The sequence below is a fragment of the Brevibacillus laterosporus genome, assembly GCF_030489605.1.
GTDB classification, from domain to species: domain Bacteria; phylum Bacillota; class Bacilli; order Brevibacillales; family Brevibacillaceae; genus Brevibacillus_B; species Brevibacillus_B laterosporus_E.
Window position 1 is genome coordinate 229932 of sequence record NZ_JAUKFY010000002.1, and the last position, 18486, is coordinate 248417.

Consider the following 18486-nt stretch of genomic DNA (forward strand, 5'->3'; position numbering starts at 1 on the left):
CCCTCTTTTTTGTTTGTAAACTATCACAGCTTGTCATATAGAAAAACTGACTAGAAGCATCAAGAAAGCTGGTACGTCAATACTTCGGTTGTGTGTCTGATTCTTGAAGAGTAAGAAGATTCTTGGGTAACAGCATTGTTTTCTGTTACAATAATAAGTGAGAAATCGCTTACGTAGACTTTTTTACAAACGCTTTCTCCATAATAATTATAGGAAATGCGTATAATCGGACGCCTAACCAAAAATAGACAGAGGCTTCCTGTAGTTCGAAAAATAGGAGGAGTAAACCATGACTGTTACTCAAGCACAAAAAATTATAAATGTGAATATTGTCACAGAAAAAGGTATTCTTGAACAGGCCATTCTCCTTATGGAAAACGGAAAAATTATCTATGTAGGCCCTGAAAATGGACAAGAAGCAGAATATGTATACGATGGAAAAGGTGCAACTCTAGCACCAGGATTCATTGATTTGCATGTACACGGTGGTGCGGGATATGATTTTATGGACAGCACACAGGAAGCAGTTGACGGCATTTGTAGCTTCCATGCTAAGCACGGTACTACTGGTCTATTAGCTACTACGATGACAGCTCCCATCGAACGTAATCTTGAAATATTAGAATTTTATTCAAATATAAAGGAGAACAAAGGTGCTAAAGTAATTGGCGTTCATATGGAGGGCCCGTTTATTAATCCTGTTTTAAAGGGAGCCCAAAATGGAGAGTGGATTGAGCCCCCAACACTTGCTAATATGCAAAAGGTATTCTCGGTCGCTCGACCTGGTCTTGTCAAGCTTATGACATTAGCTCCTGAGCTGGTTACCGAAGAAGAGGTTTTTGATCTATTGCGCGAACAAAAGGTCATTGCCTCTGTTGGACATTCCTTACAAGATTATGATGGCGCATGCCAATGCTTACGCAAAGGGGTAAATCATGCGACCCATTTAGGAAATGCGATGAAGGGCTTGCACCATCGCGATGTGGGTATTATCGGGTTAGCCATGCAGAATCCGGAAATGACATTTGATTTTATCTGTGATGGTATTCATCTGTCTCCTAACTTCATCCGTATTTTGGCAAAAGCATGCGAATTAAATCAAATGATGTTAATTACCGATGCGATGCGTGCAGCAGGCCTAGATGATGGTGAATATGATTTGGGTGGACAAAATGTGATCGTACGTGGGGATGAAGCGCGTCTTTCTGATGGTACATTAGCGGGAAGTGTTCTTACCCTAGATAAAGCATTGTCTAACTTTATGAAGTTTACAAACATCCCTTTGGAAAAAGCAATTTACTTGCTTACAATGAACCAAGCAAAAAAATTAGGCATCAGTGATACAAAAGGTAGCATCCAAGTAGGCAAAGATGCTGATCTAGTTCTGTTATCGAAGGAATATCAGGTTATGGCTACTTGGGTGGAAGGAAAAATCGTATTTGAAAAGACGGAGGAATAGATGATGCAGGTACAGGTTTTTGAGGATTATAATTCACTCAGCCGTTATGCAGCAGATATTTTTTTAGAACAGATTAAGAAAAAATCTGATTCCGTTCTGGGGTTAGCTACGGGCGGAACACCAGAAGGATTTTATCGGCACCTGATTACTAGTTATAAGGATCAAAAGCTGGACTTTTCACGATTACGCACTTTTAACCTGGACGAATATTATCCGATTAAGCGTGAGCATCCACAAAGCTATTGGACATTCATGCATGATCATCTGTTTGCTTATGTCAATATACCAACAAGCAATATCCACCTTCCCAACGGCGAAACGACCAATGTGGATGCAGAGTGCAACCGATATGAAGAAGAGATAGGAGCCAACGGAGGAGTAGATATTCAAATACTAGGAATAGGTGAAAATGGTCATATTGGCTTTAATGAACCAGGAGCTTCTTTCGATTCGCGCACTCGCATGGTCGAGCTGACTGAGAACACGATCCAAGCCAACTCTCGTTACTTTGACAGTGTGGAGGATGTACCGCGTCATGCGATCACAATGGGGATTGCTAGCATTATGCAAAGTAAAAAAATCGTTATTCTCGCAGCGGGTGTGAAAAAGGCAGAGGCAGTAGCGAGAGCGATTCAAGGTGAAATTACCGAAGCGCTGCCAGCTTCAATTTTACAAAAGCATCCTGATGTAACCTTCCTTCTAGATAAGGAAGCAGCCTCCCTGCTCAATCATAACTAGCACATAGCGCTAAAAAGACTGTCTATACCAAGTAGACGGTCTTTCTTTATGTAGAAGAGAAGAATTGTTGAATCGTTCATAGTGAAGAGGACAGGTCTGAGTTGAGTTGCTTTTTTTATATAAAAAGGTTTTTAATTTTAATTTTGTATAAAATTACATTTCACTATATTTACCACAACATATCAATCTCCGTCTTAAGTTGGATAAAAGCTCCACCTGCTGGCTGTTCTGTTATTTCAGAAAATTAGAGAGAATAGAATAAAAAAGGAAAGAGCTGGGAGGAACAGATGTGAGACGTGTTGTCGTATCGGTTTTGGGTGCCTCTATGTTGATAGTTAGTGGCTGTGGGGGGCATGTGGAGCCAGTAGCTAGTGTACAAGAGGAGAAAAATAACAAATGGGTGGAGACCTATAAGATTGAACAAGCACCAACGTCAACTTTACAAGGATATTCGGGAGTAGTTGAAGCAAATAAGCAGGTCATGCTAGGCTTCGGCAGTTCAGGAAAAATCGCACAAGTAAACACCGAAAAAGGGGCACAGGTACAGCAAGGTCAGGTCTTGGCCTCTTTAGACGCGAAAGCATATCAGGTTGCTGCTCAGGCTGCCGCAGGGCAAGTACAGTCTGCAACTGTTGCCGCTCAGGAAACAAGGAAAGGAGCCTCTCAAGAAGCACTCGCGCAGCAAAAAATCAGACTGGAGCGAGAGCAGCAAATTGCAGCAGAGGCCAAAAAAGCCGCGAAGCAGGGCGATGTTTTGTTTCAAGGCGGTGCGCTTTCAAAAAATGATTATGAGGCTCTTCTTCTCAAAGAAAAGCAAGCAGAGATGAGTGTAAAAAATGAACAGATTGCCCTTCAGGAGCTTCAAAGAGGAGCAAATCCAGATCAGCTAGCTAGAGCAAATGCTGCCATTACGCAGGCAAACAGCGAGGCTGTACGTGCACAGGAGAGTTTGCAACAAACCAAAATCATTGCCCCGTTTTCAGGAACGATCGTAGCTGTGCATGAACAGACAGGTAAGGTCGTCGCTGGGGGACAAAGCGTAATTGAGCTTGTTGATTTGAAAACCGTTAAGGTGGTTTTGGCTGTTGAAAACGACGAGGTAGGATTTTTTGCTGAAGGGAAGCAGGTAGAGGTACAGGGTGCTTCGGGTGTGAGCAGTAAGGGGACTATTCAGTTTGTCTCACCTGTGATTGACCAAGCAAACGGGAAATATCGAGTGGAAATTAATATGAATAACTCAGATAAAAAATGGCGAGGAGGTATGATTGCAAATGTAAAGGTACCTCGCCCGTTGCAGGGATTTTTATTGCCTCTAGAATGTGTAGGACTTGCAAATGAGACCCATTTCGTCATGAAGGTGGAGAATGGCATTGTTAGGAAACAACCTGTGCAAGTCGGACAGATTATTAATGGAAGTATTGAAATTGTAAAAGGTGTCTCAGCAGGGGAACAGGTGGTAAAAAGCGGAATCACCTATATCGTTGACGGTGAGAACGTAGCAGTGAAGGGAGTAAAACAATGAATAAACTCCTATCATTCTTTCTCCAACGAAAGCTTATTGTGTATCTCTTAACTCTAATGATTTTATTCGCTGGCTTTGCTTCTCTAGCTTCCTTTAAAGTATTTCTGGTTCCAAAAACGAATTTGCCTTGGATTATTGCTACTATTTCTGGCGGGTCACTTCCTCCCGAGGAAATGGAGAAAAAAGTAGCCGAGCGAGTAGAAAAAGAAGTGAAGGGAATGGAGGAGGTAAAGGACTATTTTTCATCCTCTTCTAGCGGCAAGGTTCAAATCACTTTGGTAGCTAAGGAAGGAAAAGGGGAGGCAGCAAAGCAAAAACTGGAGAGCATTATTAATCGTGAGCGTTCCAATTTTCCCAAAGAAGTCGAACATAGTAATATCTATCAGGCCAATTATGGTGATGAAACCCTGATGGTGTTGGGTTTAACAGGCAATGATCCTCAATCATTATATAATTATGCTCAGGATACGCTAAAAGAGCGAATTGAGGCAGTATCTGGAGTGAAAGGCGTAGAGATTAGCCAAGGAAGCTTTGAAAATAAAATCGCAATCATCTTATTGCCAGAGAGACTCTCGGCTTATCAGGTAACCCCTGCACAGATCTATCAGGAGCTACAAAAACAAAATTGGAAGCAGGCGCTAGGGACACTTGATAACGCCGGCTATCAGACGGTTATCGAATTGGATAAGACACTACATCATGTAGAGGAATTAAAGTCTGTAATGATCCCAACACCAAGGGGAATGACATTGCTGGACCAATTGGCAACCGTGAAAGATTTACGGGGAAGCGAGAGTGATCAAACTCTTGCCATCTATAAAGGAAAACCCTACGTAGGTATCTCGGTAAAACGTACAGAGGGCAGCGAAATTATACCGACCCAAGCAAGGGTAGAACAGCTTATTGCCCAGATCAATCAAGAAGCAAACGGAATTTATCATCTTACATCCATTTTTGAAGCGGCTTCTTTTATCGAGCATTCAATCAGTAATCTAAGCAGAGATGTTATGATCGGCGGGGCTCTCGCTATTTTGATCTTGTTTATCTTTTTACGTAACTGGCGGGTTACGATGGTCATTGCTACCACGCTGCCGCTTTCGATTTTAATGACATTTATTGCACTGAAGATATTTGGCTATAATTTCGATATGGTAACGCTTATTTCTCTTAGTCTGTCCGTTGGTTTAATTGTTGACGCTGCGATCGTGGTACTGGAGAGTATCTACCACTACCGAGAGCAGGGAAAAGCATTGCGAGAGTCGATTTTACTAGGTACGAAAGAGGTGCTTACGCCTGTATTATCGTCACAGATCACCATGGTAGTTGTATTCTTACCTTTAGTATTGGCAGGCTTTGATGAAGCGTTGACCCCTATTTTCACTACGATTGCTTTTACCGTGACAGCAGCTATTGTATCATCTACGATTGTATCAATTTTCTTTGTGCCGATTTTCTCAGATAGCTTTCTAAAAAATGATAAGCAAAAGGTGAATGGAGAAAATCACAAGGATAATATTCTAGTGCGGGGCTTTGACCGTATCTTGCATCTGTGTTTGCGTCGACGATTTGTTACACTTGGTCTAGCTTTTCTCATGTTTTGCAGTATCTTTGTACTGGCCCCCCATGTTAAAACCAATCTGGGAATTGATGTGAATGAGAACTTTATCTTTGCAGACATTACGTTGCCGCATGGAACGTCCTTGGAAGCTGCCAAACAAGTCATTTCTCAAACGGAAGAAAAATTGTCTGCGATAAAAGAAATAAAAGATGCATACATTGGTGGAAATCTAGAACGGTTGCAGTTAAAAATCGCATTATTACCGAGAGCAGAGCGCTCACTGAGCAAAGAAGAAATTAGCAAGCTGGTCATGGAAAAAACAAAAGAAGTAACAGGTGTAGAACGCTTTTCCTTTAGCACCGATAGTCCAGACGGTGGTGCAGTAACTGTTGAAGTCGAGATTACTGGCAAGGATTTAGAGAAGGCAAAAGAATTAAGTGAGCAAGTATCAGCAATGCTTGTTGGTATAGAGGGTATTTCAGGTGTTCGCAACGATTTTAGTGAGGGGAAAGAAAAGATAACTCTTATTCCTATAAAAGAAGCAATGAATCGATTACAGGTGGAGGAACTTGTTCTAGCTCAGCATTTATCCAGCATGATGGGTGAGCAAAAAGTGGCTGAACTTACAACCGACGGAACAAATGTGGATGTAATGGCTCGTTTGCCTGAGCAAGAAATGAAACATCCTGAGCAACTAAAGAAGCTATTGATTCCCACACAAAATCAAACGATGATACCATTAATAGATGTCGTCGAATGGAAATATGGTAAGACACCGCAACAAATTAATCACCGAAACGGGGAACGTGTCATTAAAGTGTCTGCCGATCTTGTAGGAATCGATCCAGGGAATGCTACCCGTTTGTTACAAACGAAGCTGGATCAATTGGTAGTGCCGGCTGGCTTGCAAGTGGAGCTAGCAGGCAGTCTTAAAAATCAAGAAAGCAATATGTCCAGTGCATTGTTTGTATTTTTAGGCGCTATTGCTTGCATCTATCTGATTATGGTTGCGCAATTCGGACGTTTGTCGCATCCATTTATCATAATGCTGACATTACCTATGGCTGGGGTAGGCGTTGTTACTGGTCTAGTTTTGACACAACGCATGATGACAGCTATGTCCATCATTGGCATCATTATGTTAATCGGTATTGTCGTCTCCAATGCGATTTTGTTAATCGATCGCATCAATTTACTTAGAAAACGCGGCGTGTCGTTACAAGCAGCAATTATTCAAGGGACTCATGAGCGAGTGCGCCCCGTTTTGATGACTAAAATTACCGCCATTTTGGGTATGGTACCCATGGCTTTGGCATTTGGAGATGGGGCTAGCTTAGAAGCTCCACTTGCAACTGTAGTAATAGCTGGACTTGTGTTTCACACGTTAGTTACACTAGTGCTGGTGCCGGTGCTGTATTCCGTATTTGAAGAAATTCGGGATTGGCGGGACCATAAAAGAGACAAGCGCATGCAAAAACGATTACAGAGATCATTAGTGGCATCTGCAGAGGGTGCAGCAGTGGAAGAAAAATAGAAATGTAGCATAGGGATAAAAGAACGAAACCAAGAAGGGCTCTCTTTACGCCATTAGGAGTGAGGAGAAGCCCTTCTATTTATTTCGACCAGTTCTAAAGATTTCTTATGACATGCTAGATTTGTTTGTAGATATCCTCTAAAATATGGAAAAGGGAGAGGGGAATTACATGACAAACGTATTTGCTCTACATATACCAGCAGAACTAGATAAGGATACATTTACCCGTTTATTAGATCATGTATCCCAAGAAAAACGTGAAAAAATTCTTCGATTTCAAAGACGTGAGGATGCTTATAGGGGATTGCTGGCTGATTTACTCGTTCGCTATATTTTGCTTACACATCATTTTATTCCTAAAGAGGAGATTGAATTTCAATACAATGAGTATGGTAAACCTTACCTGCCACATACAAATTGCAATATTAACTTGTCTCACTCCGGTGAATGGGTAGTGTGCGGTACAGGCATTGAACCTGTAGGAATTGATGTAGAACAGCAAAAGCCCATAGATATGGAAATTGCTAAGCATTACTTTTCAAAGCAAGAGTACATGGATTTAGTAGAAAAATCAGAAGGAGAAGAACAACTTTCTTATTTTTATGACCTTTGGACGTTAAAGGAGAGCTATATCAAGGCAGTTGGGAAGGGACTGTCCATTCCTCTTTCCTCTTTTTCCATTAGAAAAAATGAGAATGGTGCCATTGATTTTAGCGAAGAGACACCGTCACAGACGAATTGGTTTTTTAAACAATATCAGCTAGCTAAAGGATATCCGTTGTCTGTATGCAGTGCCAGTAATCAGTTTGCAGAAGAAATAAAAATGATTCGAGTAGACCAATTGATTCAATATTTTGTCTCCTAAATCTAATGAGAATGTCATTTGTAGCGAAAAGGAGGGAGGAAATATGTATCAAGCATTGCTACATCACGGTCAATCAGGCTTAAAAGGGGTTACATTAGGAGTACGAGCTAAACGGATATTGGCTGCTGATGAGGTGCTAGTTCGGCTGAAGGCATCCGGTTTAAACCGTCGGGATTTACTCACTATTATGTGGCGAAGCGAACAAGACGCTCCGCTCGTTCTTGGTGCTGATGGTGCTGGAGAAATTGAAGAAATAGGTAGTGAAGTAGAGGGATGGCATGTAGGTGACGAAGTAATCTTGCATGCAGGTGTAAATTGGTTAACCAAAAGCGATGCTCCTCCTGTCTCGTTCGAAATTTTAGGGACTTCCTTCGATGGTACCCATGCGCAGTATATCGCAGTTCCTGCTTCCCTGCTCGTGAAAAAGCCTGACTATCTAACATGGGAAGAAGCCGGGGTACTATCTGTAGCAGCTCTTACTGCTTATCGGGCAATACGTACAAAAGGACAGGTCAAAAAGGGAAATACGGTGTTGATTCCTGGAATTGGGAGTGGAGTAGCTACCTTTTTACTTCAAATGAGTAAGGCCTTGGAATGTCGTGTCATTGTTACTTCCCGAAGCAAAGCGAAACAAGAAAGGGCTCTGCAACTAGGTGCTGATGTTGCAATTGATACAGCAACCGATTGGAACGAGGCCTTACAGGGCGAGAAGGTTGACGTCGTGTTTGACAGTGTGGGTCCCGCTACATTTCAGCAATCATTGCATCAACTGCGCCCAGGGGGGACATGCGTTACATTTGGTGCCACTACCGGTGATATCATAGAATTTAATCTAAGAAGCTTTTTTTACAGCCAATGTAATATTCTAGGGACCACACTTGGCAGCAAGGAAGAATTTATTGAGATGCTAGGCTTTATGGAACAACATCAAATCCGCCCGATTATAGATCACGTCTATGAGCTAGAGCAAGGTGCAACTGCCCTTCAACGACTACAGGATTCGGAACAGTTTGGCAAAATCGTATTACGCAGAAGAGAAGCAAGGGATTTATCCTAAGGGCTAAGACGCTTAGATTTTCGAAGAAAAAGAAAGAATTTCTCAGATAAGATTTGATGAAAAATATAATCCACATATGCTTGTAGCAGTTTTCTGCAAGATTTACTTCTAACTCTCTTCATTCTCGCGTATGCATGTACAAATAGGGCGGAAAGGGAGAGTTACGAATGAAAGTATTTGTAATTAGTTTGCGCAAGTTGCTATATGGCTCTGCTGTAGGGGTTGGCTTAGTACTTGCCATCGTACTGGTAATATGGAAAGATCCATTACATGTCGCAACCCTGTTCCAATTTGATCGGGAAAGCATGGAGACAACAGCAAAAGTAGCAGACAACCCGTTTGCCTCCGAAAGGCCTCAGGTAGCTATGGATGTACAGGTAGAGAATAATGAAATAGCTGTTAATCTCATTACAACAGGCTTTACCTTTACGGAAGAGCAGTCCAACGCGGAACAAAAGTTGGAGTCCATGCATGGGAAGGGACATGCACATCTATATGTGGATGGAAAAATGATTCAGAAGATTTATCAACCCCAATTTACTATTAAAAATATGCCTAAAGGGGAACACGAATTGAAAATAGAATTAGCTTACCCGAATCATCTATCCTACAAGGTAGAAACAGTAAAAATACTGCAAATCAAATAGATGGGAAAGAAGTGCCTCGATGGTTGATACCTTATCGGGGACTTTTTGCTATATAAAATGACCAATAAAAGATATGATGGTATATAGCAGGAAAATTTATGGTTCGTTGAAATGTTCTGATTAATGTGCCTGGGAGGTCGAAAAATGGCTGATCTACGTTCTATTACAATGGGAGATTTATTAGATGAGACAGCAAATATGTTTCCTGACAAGGAAGCCATTATTTATCATGAGCGTGAACTTACGTATACATATCGGGAGTTTCAGTTGGTATGCAATCAATTAGCTCGGGGATTTATGGCCTTAGGCATCCGGCCAGGCGAACATATAGCAATTTGGGCTAATAATGTTCCAGAGTGGGTATTAACTCAGTTTGCCGCAGCTAAAATAGGTGGTGTACTCGTGACCGTTAATACAAACTACCGTACACATGAGCTTGAATATTTGCTGCATCAATCGGATGCTACTACATTATTATTAATTGATCAGTTTAAGGGTGTTTCGTATGTTGACATGTTGCATGAAATTTGCCCTGAACTGCAATCCGCTACACCTGGAGAGCTTCAAGCAGAACGCCTCCCTCAATTACGACGGGTTATCTATCTGGGGGAAGAGCGCCAGCCAGGCATGTATTTATTTAGGGATCTTTATGAGCTAGCTGAACAAGTGACAGAAGCGGAGCAGATTGATCGTCAAAAGACGATACATCCCGATTCGGTAGTTAATATGCAATATACTTCAGGTACGACCGGGTTTCCAAAAGGTGTCATGCTTAGTCATAACAATATTATTAATAATGCAATTCAAGTAGCTAGTTGTCAAAATTTATACTATAAAGATCGTGTATGCATTCCAGTGCCTTTTTTCCATTGCTTTGGCTGTGTCATGGGAACTTTAGCCTGCGTAGCAACGGGAGCGACGATGGTTCCTATCATTACGTTTCAGCCCAAAGTTGTTTTGGAAGTGGTTTCTAAGACCAGGTGCACTGCACTGTATGGAGTGCCGACTATGTTTATTGCTCAGCTGAATGAACCCGCCTTTGCGCAGTATGATCTAAGCTCATTACGCACCGGTATCATGGCGGGTTCTCCTTGCCCTGAAGAAGTAATGAAAAATGTGGTAGATAAAATGGGGATTCGTGATATTACTATTGCATATGGGCAGACGGAATCATCGCCAGTCGTGACTCAGACGAGAGTAGATGATAGCATCGAGCTTCGTGTGTCTACAGTAGGTCGTAAGCATGATCCGGTTGAAATTAAGCTAATGAATCCGGAAACAGGGGAAGAGGTGGCTATAGGCGAGCAGGGTGAACTTTGCACGCGAGGCTATCAGGTTATGAAAGGATACTATAAAATGCCGGAACAGACAGCTCAGGCGATTGATTCTGAGGGCTGGCTCCATACTGGAGACTTGGCCACCGTTGACGAATCGGGGTACTATCGCATAACAGGACGCCTGAAAGACATGATCATTCGCGGAGGGGAAAATATTTATCCGCGTGAGATTGAAGAGTTTCTGTATACTCATCCCAAGGTGTTGGATGTCCAGGTTATTGGTGTTCCTGATCCCCACTATGGTGAACAGGTATTGGCATGCGTTAAAGTACGGGAGGGTGAAACCCTGACATCAAATGAGCTTAAAGATTTCTGTCAGGGGAAAATTGCTCGCTTTAAGATTCCATATTATGTACAAATTGTAAGTGATTACCCAATGACAGCCTCTGGCAAAATTCAAAAATATAAGCTGAGAGAACAAGCCATTGAGATCCTTGGTTTGAATCAATCTGCCGCTACTAGTGAGTCATTCAAGAAATAAATACTATGTCAAAGCATATTTCGGCCTGAATAATGTTTGGTTGACAAAAAAAGTTTTTTATGCTATATTTTACTTTATAGGATTAAGGTATATAATAGGATTCTCCTAGCCAGGGGAATCCTATTTTTTTTATAAATTGAAGGAGAGTGTTTGCATGAAAAAAGGTGAGTCAAGTTTAACTGCGTTAATATCAGCATTTGGCAGAGCCTATCATAGTCAATTTGATACCCCTAAAATCTTTAATGACTATATAGCTAAAGACTTAATTTCACAGAAAGAATGTAATGACATCAAAGAAAATATGGTTCAAGGCATACATTTCTTCAACAAAGATATTGCGCAAAAATTTAGAGAGAATACAGAAGAAATATTAAAATGGATTACACAGGTCCAGCTTTCTCCAACACCCTTAGCACGTGCTGCGTATTGTGAAAAAGTATTACTTCATGAAGTTATGTTAGGGTTAAAACAATATGTCATACTTGGTGCCGGTTTTGACACCTTTAGTTTTCGACATCCAGAATTGGAAGACAGCTTAGAAATATTTGAAATTGATCACCCTGTTACACAGGAATTTAAAAAGAAAAGGTTGGATGAATCTAATCTTAAAATTCTGAATAATCTTCATTTTGTTTCGGTGGACTTCACTAAAAAGTTTTCCTATCAAAAACTAATAAATGAAGGATTTGATAACAAAAAAACTTTCTTTAGTCTTTTAGGTGTTACTTATTATTTAACTAAAGAGGAATTTTCTGATTTGATAGCTCATTTATTCACCAAGGTCCCATCGGGAAGTTCCATTGTTTTTGATTATGCCGACGAAAACTTATTTAAAGAAAAAGGCATCTCTAATAGAGTTGAAAACATGGTCAAATTGGCTTCAGCAAGCGGTGAACCAATGAAATCTTGTTTTTCTTATTTTGAAATGGAAAAAATATTGGAAGAATCAGGTTTACTGATTTATGAACATTTGTCTCCGGCTAAAATTAATGAACTTTATTTTGAAAATCGAGACGATTACCTGTCAGCTTTTGAAACCATTCATTATCTTCATGCTATTAAAAAATAAAACACATTTATAGATATACTTTCACTTAAAAATGGGAAGCCCCACAATCTGACTGAACAATCTCTTATTAGAGTTTGATCAGTCTTTTTTTATGAAAAAGGCTTTCTTCTTACCGTCTACTTTAAGGGAATAATATCAAATTAGACAGTTGGAGGACTTTTTTGATTGATAAACATGTAGTTTTACCCATTGCATAGTCTCTGCATTTAATAAAATTAAATCGTATTTTTGTATCTGAGGAGATATTTTGATGGCTAGCAAAATTCTTGATCCACTTGTAACGAAATTTATTTTGCCAGAGCATATAGAAATGTTACGTCAGCTTCATGAGGATAAGAAACGGATCATTCCCAGATATGAACGTTTCTATAAGGTTAACACGCATTTTAGTAGAGGAGAAATCGCTCGTATAAAGGCGGGGCACTCCCAGCGTCCGTAACACCAGAGGCAAAAGTGTGTAAAAGACTAGGAACAATTTTAGGAAATTCCACAAATGGTTAGAAAAGGAATATATCTGAACGAAAACGAAGAAATATATCGAAGTTCCTTTTACAATATTAACAATTTCAAAAGCCCTCTTGACACTCGGTATATGTTGTAACTATAATGGTTACATCGAGAGGGTGTCAGTAATGAAAATAAGTAGCAGATTTTCCATAGGGGTTCACATTCTTTCGTTGCTATCTACAGCCAAGGATGCGCACTGCACGTCGGAATGGATTGCTGGTAGCGTTGGAACGAATCCGGTTATCATTCGGAAAATACTCGGACAGCTAAAGAAAGCAGGATTGGCGGACGTTCGAGCCGGCAAAGGCGGTGCTTTTTTGCTTAAAGGGCTGGAAGAAGTTACGCTGCTGGATGTTTACCGGGCGGCGGAAGTCGTGGAGGAAGGGGAGCTCTTTCATCTTCATGAACAGCCGAATCCCGACTGTCCGGTCGGTGCGAACATTCAAGCCGTTCTGGAACTGATCGTAAGACGGGCCCAAAACGCTATGGAAGCGATCCTGGCTGACATAACGATGCATGAGTTACTTTCCGAGCTTGCCGAACATAGTAACATGAAAAAGTGAACCCATTTTTTTGGAATTGTTGTAACTGAAATGGTTACAATATCAAATCTCGAAATAAATGGAAAGGAGGTTCCCGGAATGAAAGTTGAAGTTTGGTCCGATTTTGCTTGCCCCTTCTGTTACATCGGCAAACAACGGATCGAAGCGGCGCTTGATAAATTTGAACACAAAGATGATGTTGAGCTTGTTTTCCGAAGCTTCGAGCTGGATCCGAAAGCACAGAGGGACGTGGATTACGACGTGCATGGCATGCTGGTCGCCAAGTACGGCATGAGCCGGGATCAAGCGATTGCAATGAACGAAAATCTTAGCAGTAAAGCGAAGGAAGTCGGGCTTACATTCCAATTTGACACCTTGATTCTGACGAACACATTCGATGCCCACAGGTTGGCGAAGTACGCATTCAAGCAAGGGAAAATGAACCCGATGGCGCAGGAACTGTTCCAGGCATACTTTACCGACTCCCGGCATTTGGGTGACCACGAAACGCTGGTGGAATTAGCGGTGAAGATCGGTTTGGATCGCGATGAAGCGCTCAAGGTGCTTGCCAGCGATGATTATTCCTCCGAAGTGCGTGCAGACGAGGAAGAAGCAAGCAGGCTTGGCGTCAGCGGAGTGCCGTTCTTCGTCATCGACCGCAAATACGCCGTATCGGGGGCGCAATCAACCGACGTGTTTCTGAATGCTTTGCAGACAGCTTGGAAGGAATCTCAGTCGTTGAACGTGTTGGACGATACCGGAAGTGAATCTGAGTGAACAGCTTGTGCTGACGGCGTTACGTTACGGTTTTGATAATCGTTATCAATATTAGGAAGAGGGAGATTTACCGATGTTTAGCAAGAAATCTTCAATAGGAGTTATTTTGATGTTTTGTTTCACGCTATTGCTGAGCGCATGCTCCAGCGAGCCGAGTAAGACGAAAACCGCGAGCGAAGGAACCGAGAAACCGGCGGCTGAACTTAAGATCACGCCGTTCAACCCTGGGGAAAACGGTCTCTTCTCCGTCACATCGAGCCTGATCGAAGGGCCGAGCGAGGTGCTGCTCGTTGATGCTCAGTTCGAAAAGAACAACGCCGAGCAACTGGTTAAGATGATCCGCGAAACCGGCAAGAAGCTGACTACAGTTTATGTCAGCCACAAGGATCCGGATTTCTACTTCGGCCTGTCGGCGATCCGCGAGGCGTTTCCTGACGTAAAGATCGTTGCCACTCCGGCTACTGTTGAAGGGATCAAGGCAACCATCAAGATCAAAAGCGAATTCTGGGGTCCGATCATGAAAGAAAACGCCCCGACTGCGCTGATCGTCCCTGATGTCCTTGAAGGGGATAAGCTAACGGTTGATGGACAAACCGTGCAGGTGATCGGTCTTGACGGTTCGGATCCGTCTCACACAGTTCTTTGGGTTCCGTCGAAAAAGACAATCCTGGGCGGTGTGCCGATCTATGAGAACCTGCATGTCTGGATGGCAGACAATCAGACTCCAGAGAGCCGTGACCACTGGCGCGAGATTCTGGATCGGATTCTTGCCCTGAAGCCTGAACGAGTTATCCCGGGCCATTACATGGGCAAGAGCTCTGAAGATAAATCCACCGTCTCCTTCACCCGTGACTACATTGTAGAATTTGAAGCTGCGGCAAAGCAGGCTAAGAATTCCACTGAGTTGATTGCTGCGATGAAGAAGGCACATCCGGAATTGAAGAACACAAGTGATTTGGAACTGAGCGCCCAAGTAATCAAGGGTGAGCGTTCCTGGCCGTGATATAACGCCGAAACCGCCCGTTAGGTGTGGATATGGTAACCACTGTCTACGGCTTCTAAAGGCGCCCGGGTTTAGACCCGGGCGTTTTCATAATTTTGGTCTGTTTGACGGGGACACGTCGATAATTTCTTATTGTAATCTATCATCAAACATTAATTGGATTTGAATACCGAACGGGTCCTCAATTATACCGTATGCTTTGCTAAACACATTTTTAGATAAAGGGAGAATGACTTTCACTCTATCATCTGTAAGTAAGCTATTATAAAAATGTTCAATTTCCTCCAAGTCAGCACTTTGAATACATAATGAAGTGTTATTACCAACTGTATATTCTTCACTGGTATTGATTGTATCTTCTGCTATCATTACTTTTGTTTTTCCGATTGATAAGACAGAGTGAGAAATATAATTCTTATTTTCATCAGTAAGCTGTATTGAGCTGTCACGTTTTGCCATATCTTGATAGGTAACAAGTAACAATTCCTCTGCATTAAAATGGTTTTTGTAAAAATTTATAGCTTCTTTTGCATTTCCGTTCATTGATAAGAAAATAGCTATTTCTAGTGTTGTACTCATAGTACCAATCTCCTTTTATTAAATGATTTTAGGTAGATATCTTAACTATTTGATATATTACCTTGAACTTATGATAATCTATAAAGGTATCAAAACATGACACCTTTATAAGGGGATTTATATGAAGAAATCAGAAAGATTAAATGACATGATGAGATACTTAAACAATCGAGAGTTCTTTAATTTAAATGATCTAATGGATAAATACAATATTTCAAAAAGTACAGCTCTACGTGATATTCGTTCATTAGAACAATTAGGTATGCCAATTTTTTCGGAACATGGCAGAAAGGGACGATATGGCATCCTAAAAAATAGATTGTTATCTCCCATTATTTTTACTATTGATGAAGTGTATGCTCTGTACTTTGCAATGTTGACGTTAGACTCTTATCAATCAACACCATTTCATTTGAGTGTCAATAAACTGAATGAAAAGTTTGAAAACTGTCTTTCGAAAAATCAAATACAGCAGATTCACAAGATGAAAAAAGTCCTGCAATTTGAAATATATCAGCATAACAATGTTAGCCGTTTTTTGGATAAAATTCTAAAAAGCATTCTAAATGAGAGCGCCTGTAAGATCCAATATGTAAAAAACAATCAGAACAAAAGTTATCATGTTCAATTTTTCAAAATTTCCGCTAAGTTTGGGCAATGGTATGCTACTGGAATAGAGGTAAATACAAATAAATATAGAGTTTTCAGATGCGATCGAATAACCTTTATAGAAGAAGAGGAAATCAAATCTCATTTTTCTATAGATGAACTCGTTAGTCGTTCATTAGAAATTTATCAATCTGAGATGAGGATTGACTTTGAAGTAGAGATAGCAGAACAAGCAAAGGATATTTTTTATAAAGAACATTATCCTTCTATGAAAATAGAAAATGGGAATAAAACAGTCATTAGGGGATTTTATAATCTAGGAGAAGAGGAGTTTATCGCTAACTATTTTATGAAATATGGTAAAACTGTTATATCAGTGAAGCCTGAATCATTGAAACAAATAATCCAAGAGAGAATAGAGAATCTCTTCCATCACTATCAAAAATTATAAATCATCATGCAGATCACATTACTGCAGGATATGCTGGTTCCTTTTGTTTGCGAACGATCCGAAACTGAAGGGACGGATTATAAAATAACAAGAAACCGTCATCTAATCTAAACGATAGATGACGGTGTGAATGTACATTTACTTGCTTGCAAGGATTATTGATGCAGCATAAAAAAGCAATAACAAAGATATTTCCTGTGTGCTGCTGGTAAAACCTTCACGGTCAATCATAACAGCTTGTACATAGGCGGAACGTTCGCAGTTGGCCAAAATAGATTCCTTTCTTTAGGCATAGTTTGGGGGGAGGCTTTAGCATTCGTAAACCATTTTCAAAAATTTAAACTTACCTCCATGATATTTTTATAGACTTTATAGTAAAAACGCCCTCAGTCTGGATACTGAGGGCACCTTTTTATTAGTTAACAGAGTCGAAAAGTTTTAATTGATGAAACCATGTCATTAAAATCTTCATGAATGTTGAAGAGACGAGATCGGTTTCTTGCATTTTCAAGTATCTTTGTTCTGCCTGTAAAATTTATGTGCTCATATAAAACCACAAGAGTTCTAGGTGCTACACGTACAGATGAAATTCTGTCGTTCCAAGCATCCCCCACGTATGACAATCTATCTCCTGTGTTCAGAGTGAAAGACGCGCCGTTTCCGTCTATATGTTCAAAAAAACGATTGACGCGTTGCTGAACCTCTACATAATGATACGGGTCATAGTAATGCGGATTATAATGATACGGATTATAAAACATGAACACCTCTCCTATACTTTTTTGATCCATACAATGTATGCCTAATTGTCATATATGTGCATTGACACAGGTCATTTGTGAAATACGAGGAAGGATGGGGCATAGGAGCTTTTTAAGAGGCCAGAGTTAGCCAGAGCAGCTATTTTTTCAGTTCTCTTATCTGATAAATTCTTTTTCAACAAGACCTTCGTGGATTAATAGATTTCGAGAAATTTACAAGCAGTAGGTTTTCCGTAGACGAAGAATAAGGAAGGAACTTCAAATAGCGGGATTCTAAATGAAAAAAGGCCACCTGCTGGTGACCCCTTTTTCTCTGTGTCTTAACTATTTACTATCTACCATACAGGCATCTTTTGTTCATAAGCCACAATTTTGTCTTCTTGTTGTAGAGTAATTTCAATGTCATCCAAACCATTCAACAAGCAATACCGGCGATAAGAATCTACCTCGAAAGGATAGGAGAGACCCCTGTCATCCTCTACTACCTTATTTTCTAAATCAATGGTCAATGTATAACCTTCTGTAGCTTCCGTACGTGTAAACAATTCCTCTACCTGTGCCTCTGTTAATTTGATTGGCAAAATTCCATTTTTAAAGCAGTTATTATAAAAGATATCTGCAAAGGACGGTGCAATGATTACTCTAAATCCAAAATCTAATAACGCCCAAGGTGCATGCTCGCGTGAGGAGCCACAGCCAAAGTTATTGCGTGCAAGAAGGATCGTTGCTCCCTCATAACGCGGCTGATGGAGAACAAATGAATCGATTCGCTCGCCGTCAATCGTAAAGCGCCATTCATAAAACAGGAATTGACCAAAGCCTGTACGTTCAATGCGCTTTAAAAATTGTTTGGGGATAATAGCATCTGTATCAATATTGGCCCGATCGACGGGAGCAGTCAAGCCAGTTGCTTTTCCAAATGGTTCCATAAATAGTGCCTCCTTTTGCATGCTGGGATCAGCTTTTGATTTTCTACAACAACGTCTTGAT

The 18486-nt window shown here is 40.9% G+C and carries 17 protein-coding genes; 14 read left to right on the forward strand and 3 right to left on the reverse strand.

Going from position 1 to position 18486, the window contains the following annotated elements:
• Positions 1-289 precede the first annotated feature (289 nt).
• The 13 genes from nagA to QZ995_RS03035 all read left to right on the forward strand — a co-directional run bounded on the left by nagA (position 290) and on the right by QZ995_RS03035 (position 15096).
• Positions 290-1459, forward strand: coding sequence for an N-acetylglucosamine-6-phosphate deacetylase (gene nagA, locus QZ995_RS02975; protein ID WP_301802820.1), 1170 nt, complete (start codon positions 290-292; stop codon positions 1457-1459).
• Positions 1460-1462: 3 nt separating this feature from the next.
• Complete coding sequence (gene nagB / locus QZ995_RS02980; RefSeq protein WP_301803199.1) at positions 1463-2197, forward strand: glucosamine-6-phosphate deaminase; 735 nt, start codon at positions 1463-1465, stop codon at positions 2195-2197.
• Positions 2198-2486: 289 nt separating this feature from the next.
• Positions 2487-3719, forward strand: a complete 1233-nt coding sequence (locus QZ995_RS02985) for an efflux RND transporter periplasmic adaptor subunit (RefSeq protein WP_301802822.1) — start codon at positions 2487-2489, stop codon at positions 3717-3719.
• Positions 3716-6811: an efflux RND transporter permease subunit gene (locus QZ995_RS02990; protein ID WP_301802823.1), complete on the forward strand. Its 3096-nt coding sequence runs from the start codon at positions 3716-3718 to the stop codon at positions 6809-6811. Before QZ995_RS02985 ends, QZ995_RS02990 begins: the two co-directional genes overlap by 4 nt.
• Positions 6812-6980: 169 nt before the next feature.
• Positions 6981-7676, forward strand: a complete 696-nt coding sequence (locus tag QZ995_RS02995) for a 4'-phosphopantetheinyl transferase family protein (protein ID WP_301802825.1) — start codon at positions 6981-6983, stop codon at positions 7674-7676.
• A 43-nt stretch (positions 7677-7719) separates the two neighbouring features.
• A complete protein-coding gene (locus QZ995_RS03000) occupies positions 7720-8733 on the forward strand; it encodes a zinc-binding dehydrogenase (RefSeq protein WP_301802826.1) in 1014 nt (337 codons plus the stop codon).
• Between the two features lie 167 nt (positions 8734-8900).
• A complete protein-coding gene (locus QZ995_RS03005; RefSeq protein WP_022583825.1) occupies positions 8901-9380 on the forward strand; it encodes a hypothetical protein in 480 nt (159 codons plus the stop codon).
• Positions 9381-9524: 144 nt separating this feature from the next.
• On the forward strand, positions 9525-11198 hold the full coding sequence (locus QZ995_RS03010; protein WP_301802831.1) for an AMP-binding protein: 1674 nt from the start codon (positions 9525-9527) through the stop codon (positions 11196-11198).
• A gap of 154 nt (positions 11199-11352) precedes the next feature.
• Positions 11353-12267 (forward strand): class I SAM-dependent methyltransferase, encoded by a 915-nt coding sequence (locus tag QZ995_RS03015; RefSeq protein ID WP_301802833.1) that lies wholly within the window; start codon positions 11353-11355, stop codon positions 12265-12267.
• A 250-nt stretch (positions 12268-12517) separates the two neighbouring features.
• Positions 12518-12706, forward strand: a complete 189-nt coding sequence (locus QZ995_RS03020; RefSeq protein WP_301802836.1) for a hypothetical protein — start codon at positions 12518-12520, stop codon at positions 12704-12706.
• 193 nt (positions 12707-12899) lie between these two features.
• Positions 12900-13337, forward strand: coding sequence for an Rrf2 family transcriptional regulator (locus QZ995_RS03025; protein ID WP_301803205.1), 438 nt, complete (start codon positions 12900-12902; stop codon positions 13335-13337).
• Between the two features lie 78 nt (positions 13338-13415).
• Positions 13416-14093 (forward strand): DsbA family oxidoreductase, encoded by a 678-nt coding sequence (locus tag QZ995_RS03030; protein WP_301802838.1) that lies wholly within the window; start codon positions 13416-13418, stop codon positions 14091-14093.
• A 73-nt stretch (positions 14094-14166) separates the two neighbouring features.
• Positions 14167-15096, forward strand: a complete 930-nt coding sequence (locus QZ995_RS03035; protein ID WP_301802841.1) for an MBL fold metallo-hydrolase — start codon at positions 14167-14169, stop codon at positions 15094-15096.
• Positions 15097-15225: 129 nt separating this feature from the next.
• Here QZ995_RS03035 and QZ995_RS03040 read toward each other — a convergent pair whose 3' ends face one another.
• Positions 15226-15675 carry a VOC family protein gene (locus QZ995_RS03040; protein ID WP_301802843.1) on the reverse strand — a complete coding sequence of 150 codons (450 nt, stop codon included), beginning with the start codon at positions 15673-15675 and terminating at the stop codon, positions 15226-15228.
• 121 nt (positions 15676-15796) lie between these two features.
• Here QZ995_RS03040 and QZ995_RS03045 point away from each other — a divergent pair, with 121 nt between their 5' ends.
• Entirely contained in the window at positions 15797-16735 is a 939-nt protein-coding gene (locus QZ995_RS03045; RefSeq protein ID WP_301802844.1) for a helix-turn-helix transcriptional regulator, read from the forward strand.
• 419 nt (positions 16736-17154) lie between these two features.
• Here QZ995_RS03045 and QZ995_RS03050 read toward each other — a convergent pair whose 3' ends face one another.
• Both QZ995_RS03050 and leuD read right to left on the reverse strand, forming a co-directional pair.
• Positions 17155-17526 (reverse strand): peptidase inhibitor family I36 protein, encoded by a 372-nt coding sequence (locus QZ995_RS03050; RefSeq protein WP_366919673.1) that lies wholly within the window; start codon positions 17524-17526, stop codon positions 17155-17157.
• 305 nt (positions 17527-17831) lie between these two features.
• Positions 17832-18425, reverse strand: a complete 594-nt coding sequence (gene leuD / locus QZ995_RS03055; RefSeq protein ID WP_301802848.1) for a 3-isopropylmalate dehydratase small subunit — start codon at positions 18423-18425, stop codon at positions 17832-17834.
• Positions 18426-18486: the final 61 nt, after the last annotated feature.